A 16134-nucleotide genomic window follows, 5' to 3' on the forward strand; every position below is an offset into this window, starting at 1 on the left:
ATCGGCGTCGGGTTGAAACATCGACGTTGGAACACATCTAAACGGAAAGAGCTGATACAATGGCTGATCTGAAAAAACTGGCTGAAGAGATCGTTGGTCTGACGCTTCTCGAAGCACAAGAACTGAAAACCATCCTGAAAGACGAGTACGGCATCGAGCCCGCCGCTGGCGGCGCTGTGATGGTGGCTGGTCCTGCTGGCGGCGACGACGCTGCTGGTGGCGGTGAAGAGCAAACCGAATTCGACGTCATCCTGAAGGCCGCTGGTGCCTCCAAGATCAACGTCATCAAAGAGGTTCGCGCCATCACCGGTCTGGGCCTGAAAGAAGCCAAAGAGCTGGTCGAAGCCGGCGGCAAAGCCGTCAAAGAAGGCGTCGACAAAGCCGAAGCAGAAGAGATCAAGGGCAAGCTGGAAGCAGCTGGCGCCGAAGTCGAACTGAAGTAATCGCGTCCGGGGCAACCCGGAAGATGATGCAGGCTGGGTCCGGAAATCCGGGCCCAGCCGAACCTGTCTCAGAGAGGCCCTTTCGCATCAGGGGCTTTTCTCAGGCGAGGTTCTAATGACCGGGAGGCCTCTGGTGGGACAGAGGCCAGGCATGGATCAGACCTCCCTCTCTCGGATGAGAGCGGTGCCGGGGCCCGACGGCATGCGCGCTCAGTGAGAAAAGAAAGGTGACCAGACATATGGCGCAGTCCTTTATTGGCCAGAAACGTTTGCGTAGATATTTCGGCAAGATCCGCGAAGTCCTGGAGATGCCGAACCTGATCGAGGTTCAGAAATCCTCGTACGATCTCTTCCTCAACTCCGGCGACCAGCCTCAGCCGATGGACGGCGAAGGAATCAAAGGCGTGTTCCAGTCGGTCTTTCCGATCAAGGATTTCAACGAGACGTCTGTGCTCGAATTCGTCGATTACGAGCTGGAAAAGCCGAAATACGACGTTGAGGAATGCATGCAGCGCGACATGACCTACAGCGCGCCGCTCAAGGTCACCCTGCGCCTGATCGTATTTGATGTCGACGAAGATACCGGCGCCAAATCCGTCAAGGATATCAAGGAACAAGACGTGTTCATGGGGGATATGCCCCTGATGACGCCGAACGGCACCTTTGTGGTGAACGGCACCGAGCGCGTGATCGTTTCCCAGATGCACCGGTCGCCCGGCGTGTTCTTTGACCATGACAAGGGCAAAACCCATGCCTCGGGCAAGCTGCTCTTTGCCTGCCGTATCATCCCCTATCGCGGCTCCTGGCTGGATTTCGAATTTGACGCCAAGGATATTGTCTTTGCGCGCATCGACCGCCGCCGCAAACTGCCTGTGACCACCCTGCTCTATGCGCTGGGTCTGGATCAGGAAGGCATCATGGATGCCTATTACGACACGGTCAGCTACAAGCTGAAAAAGAAAAAGGGCTGGGTCACCAAGTTCTTCCCCAACCGGGTGCGCGGCACTCGGCCGACTTATGATCTGGTGGATGCAAAATCGGGCGAAGTGATTGCCGAAGCGGGCAAAAAGGTCACCCCTCGTGCCGTGAAGCAGCTGATCGACGAAGGCAAAGTCACCGAGCTTCTGGTGCCCTACGAGCAAATCGCAGGCAAATTCGTCGCAAAAGATATCATCAACGAAGAAACCGGCGCGATCTATGTCGAGGCCGGGGACGAGTTGACCATCGAGTATGACAAGAATGGCGACATCATCGGCGGCACCGTGCAGGAGCTGATCGAAGCAGGCGTGACCGAAATCCCGGTGCTGGATATCGATAACGTCAATGTCGGCCCCTACATGCGCAACACCATGGCCGCCGACAAGAACATGAACCGCGAAACCGCGCTCATGGATATCTATCGCGTCATGCGCCCGGGTGAGCCGCCCACCGAAGAGGCCGCCTCGGCGCTCTTCGATACGCTGTTCTTCGATAGTGAACGTTACGACCTCAGCGCCGTGGGCCGCGTGAAAATGAACATGCGTCTGGCCCTCGACAAGCCTGACACCCAGCGCACGCTGGACCGCGAAGATATCGTGGCCTGTGTGAAGGCGCTGGTGGAGCTGCGCGACGGCAAGGGCGATGTGGACGATATCGACCACCTCGGCAACCGTCGGGTGCGTTCGGTTGGCGAACTGATGGAAAACCAGTACCGCGTCGGCCTTCTGCGCATGGAACGCGCGATCAAGGAGCGGATGTCGTCGGTCGAGATCGACACGGTGATGCCGCAGGACCTGATCAACGCCAAGCCGGCCGCAGCGGCCGTGCGCGAGTTCTTCGGCTCTTCGCAGCTCAGCCAGTTCATGGACCAGACCAACCCGCTCTCGGAAGTCACCCACAAACGCCGCCTGTCGGCGCTTGGGCCGGGTGGCCTGACCCGCGAACGCGCGGGATTTGAAGTGCGCGACGTGCACCCGACCCATTATGGCCGGATGTGCCCGATCGAAACGCCGGAAGGGCCCAATATTGGCCTGATCAACTCGCTCGCCACCTTCGCGCGGGTCAACAAGTACGGCTTTATCGAAACGCCCTATCGCAAGGTGGTGGACGGTCATGTGACCGATGAGGTTGAGTACCTCTCGGCCACAGAAGAGATGCGCCATACTGTTGCCCAGGCCAACGCGACACTTGATGAAAAAGGTAACTTCATCAACGACTTGGTCTCGACCCGTCAATCCGGCGAATACATGCTGGCCCCGCGCGAGAGCGTCGATCTGATCGACGTGTCGCCGAAACAGCTCGTGTCGGTCGCGGCCTCGCTCATCCCGTTCCTTGAGAATGACGACGCCAACCGCGCGCTGATGGGCTCGAACATGCAGCGGCAAGCCGTGCCGACCCTGCGATCGGAAGCCCCGCTGGTGGGCACCGGGATCGAGGGCGTCGTGGCCCGCGACTCGGGCGCGGCCATCCTGGCCAAACGCGCCGGTGTCATCGACCAGGTCGACGCCGCCCGCATCGTGATCCGCGCCACCGAAGATCTCGAAATCGGCGATCCCGGCGTGGACATCTACCGGATGCGCAAATTCCAGCGTTCGAACCAGAACACCTGTATCAACCAGCGCCCGCTGGTGAAGGTGGGTGACATGGTCCAGAAAGGCGAAGTGATCGCCGACGGTCCCTCGACCGATCTGGGCGAACTGGCGCTTGGCAAGAACGTGGTCACGGCCTTCATGCCGTGGAACGGGTACAACTTCGAGGATTCGATCCTGATCTCGGAGCGTGTGGCACGCGATGACGTGTTCACCTCCGTGCATATCGAGGAATTCGAAGTGGCCGCCCGCGACACCAAGCTGGGGCCGGAAGAGATCACCCGCGATATCCCGAACGTTGGCGAGGAAGCCCTGCGCAACCTCGACGAGGCGGGCATCGTCTATATCGGGGCCGATGTGGAGCCGGGCGATATCCTCGTTGGGAAAATCACGCCGAAGGGCGAAAGCCCGATGACGCCGGAAGAAAAGCTGCTGCGCGCCATCTTCGGTGAGAAGGCGTCGGATGTGCGCGATACCTCGCTTCGGGTGAAGCCGGGTGATTTCGGCACTGTGGTGGAAGTGCGTGTCTTCAACCGCCACGGGGTGGAGAAAGACGAGCGCGCGCTGCAGATCGAGCGTGAAGAGGTTGAACGCCTGGCCCGCGACCGCGATGACGAGCTGGCGATCCTTGACCGCAACATTTATGCGCGTCTCAAGTCGCTGATCCTCGGCAAAGTGGCCGTTAAAGGCCCGAAAGGCGTCAAGGCGAACTCGGACATCACCGAGGAGCTGCTGGAAACGCTGACCAAGGGCCAGTGGTGGCAGCTCGCGCTGAAAGACGAGAAGGATGCCCAGATCGTCGAGGCGCTGCACGACCAGTACGAGGCGCAGAAGCGCACTCTGGACGCCCGCTTTGAGGACAAGGTGGAGAAGGTGCGCCGCGGCGACGACCTGCCGCCGGGTGTGATGAAAATGGTCAAAGTATTCATCGCGGTGAAGCGCAAGCTGCAACCGGGTGACAAGATGGCCGGTCGTCACGGCAACAAGGGCGTGATCTCGAAAGTGGTGCCGATGGAGGATATGCCGTTCCTCGCGGACGGAACGCCGGTCGATTTCTGCCTCAACCCGCTCGGCGTGCCGAGCCGGATGAATGTCGGGCAGATCCTCGAGACCCACATGGGCTGGGCCGCGCGCGGTCTGGGCCTGAAGATCGACGAGGCCCTGCAGGAGTATCGCCGGTCCGGTGACCTGACGCCGGTACGCGAAGCCATGCGCATCGCCTATGGCGAAGATGTCTATGAAGAAGGCATTTCCGGCATGGATGAGGATCGCCTCGTGGAAGCGGCCAGCAACGTCACCAATGGCGTGCCGATCGCGACACCGGTCTTTGACGGCGCGAAGGAAGCGGACGTGAATGACGCACTGAAACGTGCGGGCTTTGACGAAAGCGGCCAGTCGATCCTGTTTGACGGGCGCACAGGCGAGCAGTTCAGCCGACCTGTAACGGTGGGTGTGAAATACCTGCTGAAGCTGCATCACCTTGTGGATGACAAGATCCACGCACGCTCAACCGGTCCGTACAGCCTCGTCACCCAGCAGCCGCTGGGCGGTAAGGCGCAGTTCGGCGGACAGCGTTTCGGGGAGATGGAGGTCTGGGCTCTGGAAGCTTACGGTGCCGCCTACACCCTGCAGGAAATGCTGACCGTGAAGTCGGATGACGTGGCAGGCCGGACCAAGGTCTATGAATCGATCGTCAAGGGCGAGGACAACTTTGAAGCGGGCGTGCCCGAGAGCTTCAACGTGCTTGTGAAAGAAGTCCGCGGCCTCGGCCTGAACATGGAACTCCTGGATGTGGAGGGCGACGAATAGGGCCTGAGAAAATTCGTACGAATTTTCTCGAATGAGATTTTTCGTACGAAAAATCTTGGCCCCCTGCCCTTCTCTCCTAACGATAGGAACCGAACATGAACCAGGAACTGACAAACAACCCGTTCAACCCGGTGGCTCCCACCAAGGTGTTTGACGAAATCAAGGTCTCGCTGGCCTCCCCTGAGCGTATCCTCAGCTGGTCCTATGGCGAGATCAAGAAGCCCGAGACGATCAACTACCGCACGTTCAAGCCCGAGCGTGACGGCCTCTTCTGCGCGCGTATCTTTGGCCCAATCAAGGATTACGAATGCCTTTGCGGCAAATACAAGCGGATGAAGTACCGCGGCGTTGTCTGCGAGAAATGCGGTGTGGAAGTCACGCTGCAAAAGGTCCGCCGCGAGCGTATGGGCCATATCGAACTGGCCGCCCCTTGCGCGCACATCTGGTTCCTCAAGTCGCTGCCTTCGCGCATCGGCCTGATGCTGGACATGACTCTGCGCGATCTTGAGCGGGTGCTCTACTTCGAGAACTATGTGGTGATCGAGCCGGGTCTGACCGACCTGAGCTATGGCCAGATGCTCTCGGAAGAAGAGTTCATGGACGCTCAGGACGCCTATGGCATGGATGCCTTTACCGCCAATATTGGCGCCGAAGCCATCCGCGAGATGCTCCAGAACATCGATCTGGAAGCCGAGGCCGAAAACCTGCGCGCCGAACTGGCCGAAGCCACGGGCGAGTTGAAACCCAAGAAGATCATCAAGCGCCTGAAGGTGGTTGAAAGCTTCCTGGAATCCGGCAACCGCCCGGAATGGATGGTCATGACCGTGATCCCGGTGATCCCGCCCGAACTGCGCCCGCTGGTGCCGCTGGACGGGGGCCGCTTTGCCACGTCGGATCTCAACGATCTCTATCGTCGCGTGATCAACCGGAACAACCGCCTCAAGCGGCTGATCGAGCTGCGCGCGCCCGATATCATCGTGCGTAACGAAAAGCGGATGCTGCAGGAATCGGTCGATGCCCTCTTTGACAACGGTCGTCGTGGCCGCGTCATCACCGGCGCCAACAAGCGCCCGCTGAAGTCGCTTTCCGACATGCTGAAAGGCAAGCAGGGCCGGTTCCGTCAGAACCTTCTGGGTAAGCGGGTCGACTTCTCGGGCCGGTCGGTCATCGTGACCGGGCCGGAACTGAAGCTGCACCAATGCGGCCTGCCCAAAAAGATGGCGCTCGAGCTGTTCAAGCCGTTCATCTATTCGCGGCTGGAAGCCAAGGGCATGTCCTCGACGGTCAAGCAAGCCAAGAAACTGGTCGAGAAAGAACGCCCCGAAGTGTGGGATATCCTCGATGAGGTGATCCGCGAGCACCCGGTTCTGCTGAACCGCGCGCCGACGCTGCACCGCTTGGGCATTCAGGCGTTTGAGCCCGTGCTGATCGAAGGCAAGGCCATTCAGCTGCACCCGCTGGTCTGTTCGGCCTTCAACGCCGACTTCGACGGTGACCAGATGGCCGTGCATGTGCCGCTGTCGCTCGAAGCCCAGTTGGAAGCACGCGTGCTGATGATGTCGACGAACAACGTTCTGTCGCCGGCCAACGGTGCACCGATCATCGTGCCGTCTCAGGACATGGTTCTCGGGCTCTATTACACCACCATCATGCGCGAAGGCATGAAGGGCGAAGGCATGGTCTTCTCCTCGGTGGAAGAGGTCCAGCATGCGCTCGACGCCGGCGAGGTGCATATGCACGCCAAAGTCACCGTGCGGATGAGCCAGATCGACGAAGAAGGCAACGAGGTGTTCAAACGGTTTGAGACCACGCCGGGCCGTGCCCGCCTTGGGGCTCTGATGCCGAAAAACTCCAAAGCGCCCTTCGATCTGGTCAACAAGCTTCTGCGCAAGAAGGAAGTGCAGAACGTGATCGACACGGTCTATCGCTACTGCGGTCAGAAGGAGAGCGTGATCTTCTGCGACCAGATCATGGGTATGGGCTTCAAGGAAGCGTTCCGCGCCGGGATTTCCTTTGGCAAGGACGACATGGTGATCCCGGATAACAAGTGGACCATCGTGGACGAGACCCGCGATCAGGTGAAAGGCTTCGAACAGCAGTATATGGACGGCCTGATCACCCAGGGCGAGAAGTACAACAAAGTGGTCGATGCCTGGTCGAAATGTAACGACCAGGTGACCGAAGCCATGATGGGCACGATCTCGGCTGAGAAGACGGACGAAAACGGCGCCGTGATGGAGCCGAACTCGGTCTACATGATGGCGCACTCCGGTGCCCGTGGCTCGGTCACGCAGATGAAACAGCTGGGCGGGATGCGCGGCCTGATGGCCAAGCCGAACGGCGACATCATCGAAACGCCGATCATCTCGAACTTCAAGGAAGGTCTGACCGTTCTTGAATACTTCAACTCGACCCACGGCGCCCGTAAGGGTCTGTCGGACACCGCTCTGAAAACGGCGAACTCGGGCTACCTGACCCGCCGTCTGGTGGACGTGGCGCAGGACTGCATCGTGCGCGAGCATGATTGCGGTACTGACCGTGCGATCACCGCAGAAGCGGCCGTGAGCGACGGTGAGGTTGTCGCCTCGCTGGCTGAGCGCATCCTGGGCCGGGTGACGGCGGATGACGTTCTGAACCCTGCCGATGACAGCCTGATCCTGCGCGCCGGTGAGCTCATCGACGAGCGTATGGCCGACGCGATCGAAGAGGCGGGCGTGCAATCCATGCGCATCCGCAGCCCGCTCACCTGTGAGGCCGAGGATGGCGTTTGCGCCATGTGCTATGGCCGTGACCTTGCACGCGGCACCATGGTGAACCAGGGCGAAGCGGTTGGCATTATCGCCGCCCAGTCCATCGGGGAGCCGGGCACGCAGCTGACGATGCGGACGTTCCACATCGGCGGTGTGGCGCAGGGTGGCCAGCAAAGCTTCCTCGAAGCGAGCCAGGAAGGCACCATCGCCTTCGAAAACGCGCAGCTTCTGGAAAACGCCAATGGCGAGATCCTGGTCATGGGCCGCAACATGAAGCTCAAGATCATGGGTGAAAAGGATGTGGAACTGGCCAGCCACAAGGTTGGCTATGGCTCGAAGCTGTTTGTCAAAGAGGGCGCGAAAGTGTCCCGCGGCGACAAACTCTTTGAGTGGGATCCCTACACCCTGCCGATCCTGGCCGAGAAATCGGGTACTGCGAAATTCGTGGACCTCGTGAGCGGCATTGCCGTGCGCGATGTGACCGACGATGCCACCGGCATGACCCAGAAGATCGTGATGGACTGGCGCGCGGCCCCCAAGGGCAACGAGCTCAAGCCCGAGATCCTGGTGGTCGGCTCTGATGGCGAACCGGTACGCAACGAAGCGGGCAACCCCGTGACCTACCCGATGTCGGTGGATGCGATCCTGTCGGTCGAAGACGGTCAGGACATCCATGCTGGTGACGTGGTCGCGCGTATTCCGCGCGAAGGTGCCAAGACCAAGGACATCACCGGTGGTCTGCCGCGTGTGGCTGAACTCTTTGAGGCGCGTCGCCCCAAGGATCACGCCATCATCGCCGAGATCGACGGCTATGTCCGCTATGGTCGCGACTACAAGAACAAGCGCCGGATCAGCATCGAGCCTGTCGATGACAGCCTGGAGCCCGTCGAATACATGGTGCCCAAGGGCAAGCACATCCCCGTTCAGGAAGGGGATTATGTCCAGAAAGGCGACTATATCATGGACGGCAACCCCGCGCCGCATGACATCCTGAGCATCATGGGTGTCGAGGCGCTGGCCGATTACATGATCGATGAGGTGCAGGATGTCTATCGTCTGCAGGGCGTGAAGATCAACGACAAGCATATCGAGGTTGTCGTGCGCCAGATGCTGCAGAAATGGGAAATCCTCGACAGCGGCGACACCACGCTTCTGAAAGGCGAGCACGTGGACAAGGCCGAGTTTGATGCCGCGAACGAGAAGGCGATTGCCAAAGGCGGCCGTGCCGCCCAGGGCGAGCCGATCCTTCTGGGTATCACCAAGGCCAGCCTGCAAACGCGGTCGTTCATCTCGGCGGCTTCGTTCCAGGAGACCACCCGCGTGCTGACCGAAGCCTCGGTACAAGGCAAGCGCGACAAGCTTGTCGGCCTGAAGGAAAACGTCATCGTTGGCCGCCTGATCCCTGCCGGGACCGGTGGTGCCACGCAGAAGATGCGCCACATCGCGCAGCAGCGTGACAACGTGGTGATCGAGGCGCGCCGGGAAGAAGCCGAAGCTGCGGCAGCTCTGGCCGCCCCGATGGATGATGACATCATTGGCGGCGACGAGTTCGACACTCTGGTCGAAACCCCGGAGAGCCGCGAAGACTGAACCGGCTGAAACCATCAAAAGGGCCTCGCCACACGCGGGGCCCTTTTTCTTTGCGCCTGCGATTTTCTGCGATGGAATCCGTTCAGAAAATTAGAAATTTCCAGCACACTGCGAAAACGCGACGTCGCGGGACGCAAATAGGGCGATTTTGCCCTGTTTCTTGAGGTAACAACCCTATATCACATCGCTGGAGTATTCATGAGAGTCGCGCAAATGGCGGCTCTTTCGTTAATTGAGGGAGATCCTGCCAATGAAGGTGCTCGTACCTGTCAAACGCGTGATCGACTATAACGTGAAGGTTCGCGTGAAAGCGGACGGATCGGGCGTCGATCTTGCCAATGTCAAAATGTCGATGAACCCGTTCGACGAAATTGCCGTCGAAGAGGCCATCCGTCTGAAAGAAGCGGGCAAGGCCGAGGAGGTCATCGCGGTCTCCATCGGTGTCAAGCAAAGCCAGGAAACCCTGCGCACAGCACTTGCCATGGGTGCCGACCGCGCGATCCTGATCGAGGCCGCCGACGACGTGCACACCGATATCGAGCCGCTGGCCGTCGCCAAACTGCTCAAGGCCGTGATCGACGAAGAGCAGCCCGGCCTCGTGCTGGCTGGCAAGCAGGCGATCGACAATGACATGAACGCCACCGGCCAGATGCTCTCGGCCCTGCTGGGCTGGTCGCAAGGCACCTTCGCTTCGGGGCTCGACATTGAAGGCGACAGCGCTGTTGTGACCCGTGAGGTTGATGGCGGCCTGCAAACGATCAAGGTGAAGATGCCCGCCATCATCACCGTTGACCTGCGCCTGAACGAGCCGCGCTATGCCTCGCTGCCCAACATCATGAAGGCCAAGAAAAAGCCGCTTGATGAGAAAACCGCCGCCGATTACGGCGTCGACGTCACCCCGCGTCTTGAGATCGTCAAGACCGAGGAGCCGGAAGCGCGCAAGGCAGGCGAAATCGTGGGCTCGGTGGACGAGCTTGTTGCAAAACTCAAAGAAGCGGGGGCTGTGTAATGGCTGTTCTTCTTCTCGCAGAAGTCACCGATGGTGAACTGGCAATGGACGCAACCGCCAAGGCGGTAACGGCGGCCAAACAACTGGGCGACGTGACGGTTCTGGCCGCAGGCGCCTCGGCCGCCGCAGCAGGCGAAGCCGCCGCCAAGATCGACGGCGTGTCCAAGGTGCTCGTAGCCGAAGACCCGTCGCTGGGTCATCGCCTGGCCGAGCCGACAGCGGCGCTGATCGTGTCGCTGGCTGGCGATTACGAGCATATCGTCGCTCCGGCCACCACCGACGCCAAGAACGTGCTGCCCCGCGTGGCGGCCCTTCTTGACGTGATGGTGATCTCGGATGCGTCCGGTGTGGTCGATGGCAACACCTTCGAGCGCCCGATCTATGCCGGCAACGCCGTGCAAACCGTGAAATCGTCGGATGCGAAAAAGGTTGTGTCCTTCCGGACGTCCACCTTCGACGCCGCAGGCGAAGGCGGCTCGGCGCCGGTCGAGACCATTGGCGCCGCTGAAAACCCCGGCCTGTCCGAATGGGTCGAGGACAAGGTGGCTGCAAGCGACCGCCCCGAGCTGACCTCGGCCGGTGTGGTTGTCTCCGGCGGTCGTGGCGTCGGTTCGGAAGAGAACTTCGCCCTGATCGAAAGCCTTGCTGACAAGCTGGGCGCGGCTGTGGGCGCCTCGCGTGCTGCGGTCGACTCAGGGTTCGCTCCGAACGACTGGCAGGTGGGTCAGACCGGCAAGGTCGTCGCACCCGACCTCTATGTCGCTGTCGGCATCTCGGGTGCCATTCAGCACCTTGCAGGTATGAAGGACTCGAAGATCATCGTTGCCATCAACAAGGACGAAGAAGCGCCCATCTTCCAGGTCGCTGATTATGGCCTCGTGGCGGATCTTTTCGATGCCGTGCCGGAACTGACTGAAAAACTGGGCTGAGCCTCAGCCTCGGACGATTGAGAGAGGGCCCGCCAATCAGGCGGGCCCTTTTTCATTGGAAAGCAGGGGCCCGAGCACCTGGACCAAGGCAACCGCCGCCTCTTCGTGCGCCAACGGCCCGAGCAATTCACTGGCCGCGCTCTCTTCCACCGGGGCAAAGATCATACCCTCCAGCCCCGCATCCCGCGCGCTTTGGCTCGCACGGACCTCCACGCATTGCGCCATCGGGCTGCGGATACTGTCGACCATCTGCTGGGTCACGAAAGCCGGATCAAGCGCCAGATCCGGCGCATTGCTATCCTCGCCCGGGCGACGCTTTGAAAACCACAAAAGCAGCACCTCCCGGTCGATTTTCCGCAGCAGCAGGCGCATCCGAGCCACCCACATGGTCTGAAGCTCCCGGCGTAGCGTTGCAAAGCGATCGGGGGCGATGCGTTGCAGATGGCTCAGCAAATGCCGCGTGAAATGAAACTCCGTAAAATCCACTTCGGGGAAGACATTACGCATCAGTTCGGACGGCCCCACGAACCGGTCGTTGCGACGCGGATGCACGGTATAGAACCGGTTCGACATGTTCTGCGCGCTCGGCAGTTGCAGCACGACCGCACTGGCCCGTTGCGCCCCGCGCAGCACGGCCGGATCGTTCAGGAACACATCGGCCCCCGCATTGGACCAGCCAAAATTCACACATGGAATATCAAGCGCCTGCTCCACCAGCGCTGGAAACGGGTGCTCCAGGAACTTGCCGAAAGTATCCGTCCCCCCCCAGGAACGCGATATACGGCTTTTTGAGGTCCCGCCTTGGACCACGGAAGAACAGTTTGGACCCTTCGTATGAACACAGATCATACTCCAGAGTGTCACCCACGAATTTTTCATATGCCATGTCACCCACCATAAAACGGTTTCGGCGCCTCCCTGAAACATCGCTCAGGGCCGAAACGCGCCCACCACAGTTCATTTGCCCCGTTTTTCACTGGCCTTCGCACGGCCTGTTTCCAAACGGTTCAGTCTCACCCATGAACGGTATCGCCGACAGGTCTTGAGAATTGACTAATGCTAAAATGCCGCATGAGTTTTAGAGGGATCGGCCTCTTGCGGGCGGGGCGCGCGCGGGCCTATGTTGGGCCAAATCGCTTCGAAAGGGCAGGCTGATGGACATTCAGAAGATCGGCGTGGTTGGCGCCGGGCAGATGGGCAACGGAATTGCGCATGTGCTGGCCGTGGCAGGCTATGACGTGTTGCTCAACGATCTGGATGCTGACGCACTTGAAAAGGCTCTGGCGACGATCGACAAGAACCTTGAACGCCAGGTCAGCCGCGGCAAGCTTGCCGAAGCCGACAAGGCGGCGGCGCTCAGCCGGATCACCACCACGCTTGACCTGCCCGAACTCGGGCAAACTGACCTCGTGATCGAAAGCGCGACCGAACGGGAGAGCGTGAAGCAGGCCATTTTCGAAACTCTCGTGCCGCATCTGGAGCCGCACACGATCCTGACCTCGAACACCTCTTCCATCTCGATCACGCGGCTCGCAAGCGGCACTGACCGGCCTGAGAAGTTCATGGGCTTTCACTTCATGAACCCGGTGCCGATCATGCAGCTGGTCGAACTGATCCGCGGGATTGCAACGGACAAAGAAACCTATGATGCCTGCCTGAAAGTCGTTGAAAAGCTTGGAAAAACAGCCGCTTCCGCCGAAGACTTCCCGGCCTTCATCGTGAACCGCATCCTGATGCCGATGATCAACGAAGCGGTCTATACGCTCTATGAGGGCGTCGGCAACGTCAACTCCATCGACCAGTCGATGAAGCTTGGAGCCAATCACCCTATGGGGCCACTTGAGCTTGCGGATTTTATCGGGCTCGATACCTGCCTTGCCATCATGAACGTGTTGCATGACGGGCTGGCGGACACCAAGTATCGCCCCTGCCCTCTGCTGACGAAATATGTCGAGGCCGGATGGCTGGGGCGCAAGACCGGGCGCGGTTTCTATGATTATCGCGGCGAGACGCCGGTTCCGACGCGGTAGGGCGCGCTCAGCCCTCGCCCAGAGACAGCGTATGTTCGCGCAGCCAGGCCATGAAGCCGCGCGGATCCGTTTCGAGCATCTTCATGCGCTCCTCACCGATCACCTTGCCCACCACCGGCTTTTGCGGTTTGTTGCAGCTTTTGACGACTTCATGCAGCAACAGCCCCTGGCGCAGCGTCGGGGAAATCCGATTGGCGACCTGATAGGCGCGGGAATTGTTGCCGGGAAAATAGATCGGCAAGACCTTTGCACCGGACCGGCGGATCATCTGCGCTGTAAACACGTTCCAGTCGCGCTCCAGAACCGGGCCGAACATGGTGTCGGAGGACGCAACGACGCCGGAGGGAAAAACTGAAATCAGCCCGCCTTCCTTGAGATGCGCCATGGCCTTGGCCCGCATCTCGACCGATTTGCGCTGTGCATCGGGTTCATGCGGGAACGGCACCGGGATCATGTAGGAGGCTGCAACCTCGTCAATCCCGGTCAGAAGCGCGCGGGTTAGGATCTTGTAATCGGTGCGCCTGCGCCCGATCAGATCGGCCAGGATCATCCCATCCACCAACCCGTGCGGATGATTGGCCACAGCCACGACAGGGCCATCGAGCGGGATATTGTCGAGCTCCGATTCCGGCGTGAGAAGGGGGATACCCATGGTATCGAGGGCCGCACGCCAGAAAGGTTGCCCCGTCGGCGCGCCTTTCTTCTCGAACGCGCGGATCATCTTCAGGATGGTCAGCTTACCCGTGAACCATTCGATCGTCCGGATGATCGTCGATGTCATCGGCGAGTCGAAGGAATTGGCATAGGTCAGGCTGCGTCGGTCATACTTGGTAAACGTGACCGTTTCGTCGGACTGCCCCTGGGCTTGATCCTGGACGCTGCCTACCACGTGTTTAAATCCTGTCCCCCGACGCGTGAGTGCGCGCCTCTACATGTCTTCGCCGAACTTGTCCGCCACGAGCGCTTCGATCGCATCGGCCAGCGCTTCGGCGTCGGTGCCCGACGTCTGCACGTCAATAGTCGTTCCGTGCGAGGCTGCCAACATCAAAAGCCCCATAATACTGTCGCCACCAGAAGATTGCCCGTTATGCGACACCTCTGCGTGAGCGTCAAACCCTTCGACAACCTCCACCAGCTTGGCCGCGGCGCGCGCATGCAAACCTTTGACATTCACGATTTTCAATTGTCGTGTGATGGTGTCACTCATGGTCGTGTCTGTCCCTGAAATCCTGCGCAGCTATTCCGCTGTCACGTTGTAACTGTCAATGTATTTGCGCCCCGCATCGAGCGCGGCACGCACCGCTTCGGGCAGTGCCTTGTCGCGCGATTTGGCCAGTTTGATCAGCATCGGCAGGTTGGCCCCATAGAGGATCCGGCGGTCCTCGGGCTGGCAGGCCTTCAGCGCCAGGTTCGAGGGTGAACCGCCAAAGATATCCGTCACGATCACCACACCGCTGCCCGTGTCCACCTGATCGGCTGCGGCACAGATCTCGGACTGTTTGGCGGCCCTGTCGTGATCGCGCTCGATCGACACCGCCACGATACCCACCTGCGGCCCCACCACATGCTGAACCGCACCCAGATATTCCTGGGCAAGTCCGCCGTGGGCTACTAGCACGATCCCGATCACCGCTGGGTCACTCCTTGGGCTGGCCGCCAGACGGACGATCCGCCGCCCGCTGCGCCGCGGCAAGCCTCTCCAGCTCGCGATGCCTAATTGACACCTGCCAGCCTTTGTTCGCAAGGGCTTTCGCTAAAGTTTCTGCAACTGCGACACTTCTGTGTTGCCCCCCTGTGCAGCCAAACCCGAGCGATAGGTAGGCCTTGCCCTCCGCCTCATAGGCGGGCAGCAGCAGCAGCGCCAGCCCGGTCACCTTCTCGGTAAAGGCTGCAAAGAGCGGATCAGCACCCACATAGGCCTGAACCGGCTCATCCCGCCCGTTCAGCGCACGCAGCTCCGGCTCCCAGTAGGGATTGCGCAGAAACCGGCAATCCAGCACCATATCGAGCCCGCGCGGCAGGCCACGCTTGTAGGAAAACGAGTGCAGCGAGACCGAGAGCCGCTGCGCCCCCTTGGGCGCAAACCATGTTTCCAGTTCGGAACGCAGATCATGCGGTGACATCTCGGACGTATCCACCAGGATATCCGCCCGCACGCGGATCGGGCCCAGCAGATCCAGCTCCCGCGCGATGCCCATGCCCGGCGTTTCTCCGGGCGAGAGCGGATGCCGGCGCCGGGTCTCGGAGAAACGCCGCAACAGGATGTCTTCGTGACAATCCAGATAGAGCACCTGCATGTTGCTGCCATCGGCACCGAAACGGTCAATCGCCTCGATCAGTGCCGTGGTCGAGAAATCCCGGTTGCGCACGTCGATGCCCAGCACCAGAGGCTTTTCCGGGGCAGGTCCATCAAGCAGACGCGGCAGAAGCGAAAGCGGCATGTTGTCGATCGCCTCAAAGCCCATATCCTCCAGCGCGCGGATCGCGGTGGACCGCCCCGCCCCGGACGGGCCGGTGACAAGGATCAACCGGCTGTTTGGTCGTTCTGCTATCTGCATGTCGTCCTTTTGCTCAGGCACAGCGCCCTCCCCGGAGATAGAGCAAAACCGCGGCAGGAAAATGCGGGCCGGGTGTATTCAGGACCAGCGGCAACGCGACACCCAGGATATCCTTGGTGCGATGCGGCGGCAAACGTTCCGTTTCAGTGCTGTCGAGGTCAATCACCAATTTCACCGGTGCCTGCCGACATGTCTCGGCCGCCAGAATACCCACGCCCCGCGCCTCGATCTGGCCCGATATGGCGGCAGGCGCCGACGCGGTCAACACCCCGTCAAATGAGGTCAGGCAGGTGCGGTCATCGGCGACAAGCTGTGCGCCCAGAGCCATCAGTTGCAGCGCAAGCGAGGATTTGCCCGAACCGGACGCGCCCAGGATCAACGCGCTCTGCCCGTTCAACGCCACGGCGCTGGCATGCCAGATCTCGGTGTTGGCCCCAGGCCGCGTCACC

13 protein-coding genes are annotated in these 16134 nt (G+C 60.5%); 6 read left to right on the top strand and 7 right to left on the bottom strand.

All coding sequences use genetic code 11. The features are described from left to right. Window positions 1–59 precede the first annotated feature (59 nt). The 5 genes from rplL (at window position 60) to EI983_RS14265 (ending at window position 11097) form a co-directional block, all read left to right on the top strand. On the top strand, window positions 60–443 hold the full coding sequence (gene rplL / locus EI983_RS14245; RefSeq protein WP_157708027.1) for a 50S ribosomal protein L7/L12: 384 nt from the start codon (window positions 60–62) through the stop codon (window positions 441–443). 239 nt (window positions 444–682) lie between these two features. Next, a complete protein-coding gene (gene rpoB / locus EI983_RS14250) occupies window positions 683–4819 on the top strand; it encodes a DNA-directed RNA polymerase subunit beta (protein WP_157708028.1) in 4137 nt (1378 codons plus the stop codon). A 95-nt stretch (window positions 4820–4914) separates the two neighbouring features. Next, complete coding sequence (gene rpoC / locus EI983_RS14255) at window positions 4915–9159, top strand: DNA-directed RNA polymerase subunit beta' (protein WP_157708029.1); 4245 nt, start codon at window positions 4915–4917, stop codon at window positions 9157–9159. Between the two features lie 250 nt (window positions 9160–9409). Further along, entirely contained in the window at window positions 9410–10168 is a 759-nt protein-coding gene (locus tag EI983_RS14260; RefSeq protein WP_157708030.1) for an electron transfer flavoprotein subunit beta/FixA family protein, read from the top strand. Further along, window positions 10168–11097 carry an electron transfer flavoprotein subunit alpha/FixB family protein gene (locus tag EI983_RS14265; RefSeq protein WP_157708031.1) on the top strand — a complete coding sequence of 310 codons (930 nt, stop codon included), beginning with the start codon at window positions 10168–10170 and terminating at the stop codon, window positions 11095–11097. The genes EI983_RS14260 and EI983_RS14265 overlap by 1 nt, the downstream gene beginning before the upstream one ends. A gap of 36 nt (window positions 11098–11133) precedes the next feature. Here the strand turns inward: EI983_RS14265 and EI983_RS14270 are convergent, their stop codons facing one another. Both EI983_RS14270 and EI983_RS19500 read right to left on the bottom strand, forming a co-directional pair. Continuing rightward, the gene (locus EI983_RS14270; protein ID WP_425500872.1) at window positions 11134–11784 is read right to left on the bottom strand and encodes a DUF6473 family protein; all 651 of its coding nucleotides are present in this window, start codon (window positions 11782–11784) and stop codon (window positions 11134–11136) included. A gap of 10 nt (window positions 11785–11794) precedes the next feature. Continuing rightward, window positions 11795–12058 carry a DUF6473 family protein gene (locus EI983_RS19500; protein WP_343038610.1) on the bottom strand — a complete coding sequence of 88 codons (264 nt, stop codon included), beginning with the start codon at window positions 12056–12058 and terminating at the stop codon, window positions 11795–11797. Between the two features lie 193 nt (window positions 12059–12251). On the opposite strand from EI983_RS19500, the gene EI983_RS14275 reads away from it, so the two are divergent. Beyond that, complete coding sequence (locus EI983_RS14275) at window positions 12252–13127, top strand: 3-hydroxybutyryl-CoA dehydrogenase (protein ID WP_157708032.1); 876 nt, start codon at window positions 12252–12254, stop codon at window positions 13125–13127. Window positions 13128–13134: 7 nt separating this feature from the next. On the opposite strand, the gene EI983_RS14280 is transcribed toward EI983_RS14275, so the two are convergent. Genes EI983_RS14280 through EI983_RS14300 form a run of 5 tightly spaced genes read right to left on the bottom strand, consistent with a single transcriptional unit; the run spans window position 13135 to window position 16133 of the window. Next, window positions 13135–14016: a lysophospholipid acyltransferase family protein gene (locus tag EI983_RS14280; RefSeq protein WP_157708033.1), complete on the bottom strand. Its 882-nt coding sequence runs from the start codon at window positions 14014–14016 to the stop codon at window positions 13135–13137. 39 nt (window positions 14017–14055) lie between these two features. Further along, window positions 14056–14334, bottom strand: a complete 279-nt coding sequence (locus EI983_RS14285; RefSeq protein WP_157708034.1) for an HPr family phosphocarrier protein — start codon at window positions 14332–14334, stop codon at window positions 14056–14058. Between the two features lie 30 nt (window positions 14335–14364). Further along, entirely contained in the window at window positions 14365–14757 is a 393-nt protein-coding gene (locus tag EI983_RS14290; protein ID WP_157708035.1) for a PTS sugar transporter subunit IIA, read from the bottom strand. A gap of 7 nt (window positions 14758–14764) precedes the next feature. Further along, complete coding sequence (gene rapZ, locus EI983_RS14295) at window positions 14765–15685, bottom strand: RNase adapter RapZ (protein ID WP_157709107.1); 921 nt, start codon at window positions 15683–15685, stop codon at window positions 14765–14767. Between the two features lie 13 nt (window positions 15686–15698). Then, window positions 15699–16133 carry an HPr kinase/phosphorylase gene (locus tag EI983_RS14300; protein ID WP_157708036.1) on the bottom strand — a complete coding sequence of 145 codons (435 nt, stop codon included), beginning with the start codon at window positions 16131–16133 and terminating at the stop codon, window positions 15699–15701. Window position 16134 lies beyond the last annotated feature (1 nt).

The organism is Roseovarius faecimaris (genome assembly GCF_009762325.1).
In the GTDB taxonomy this organism is placed as follows: Bacteria; Pseudomonadota; Alphaproteobacteria; order Rhodobacterales; family Rhodobacteraceae; genus Roseovarius; species Roseovarius faecimaris.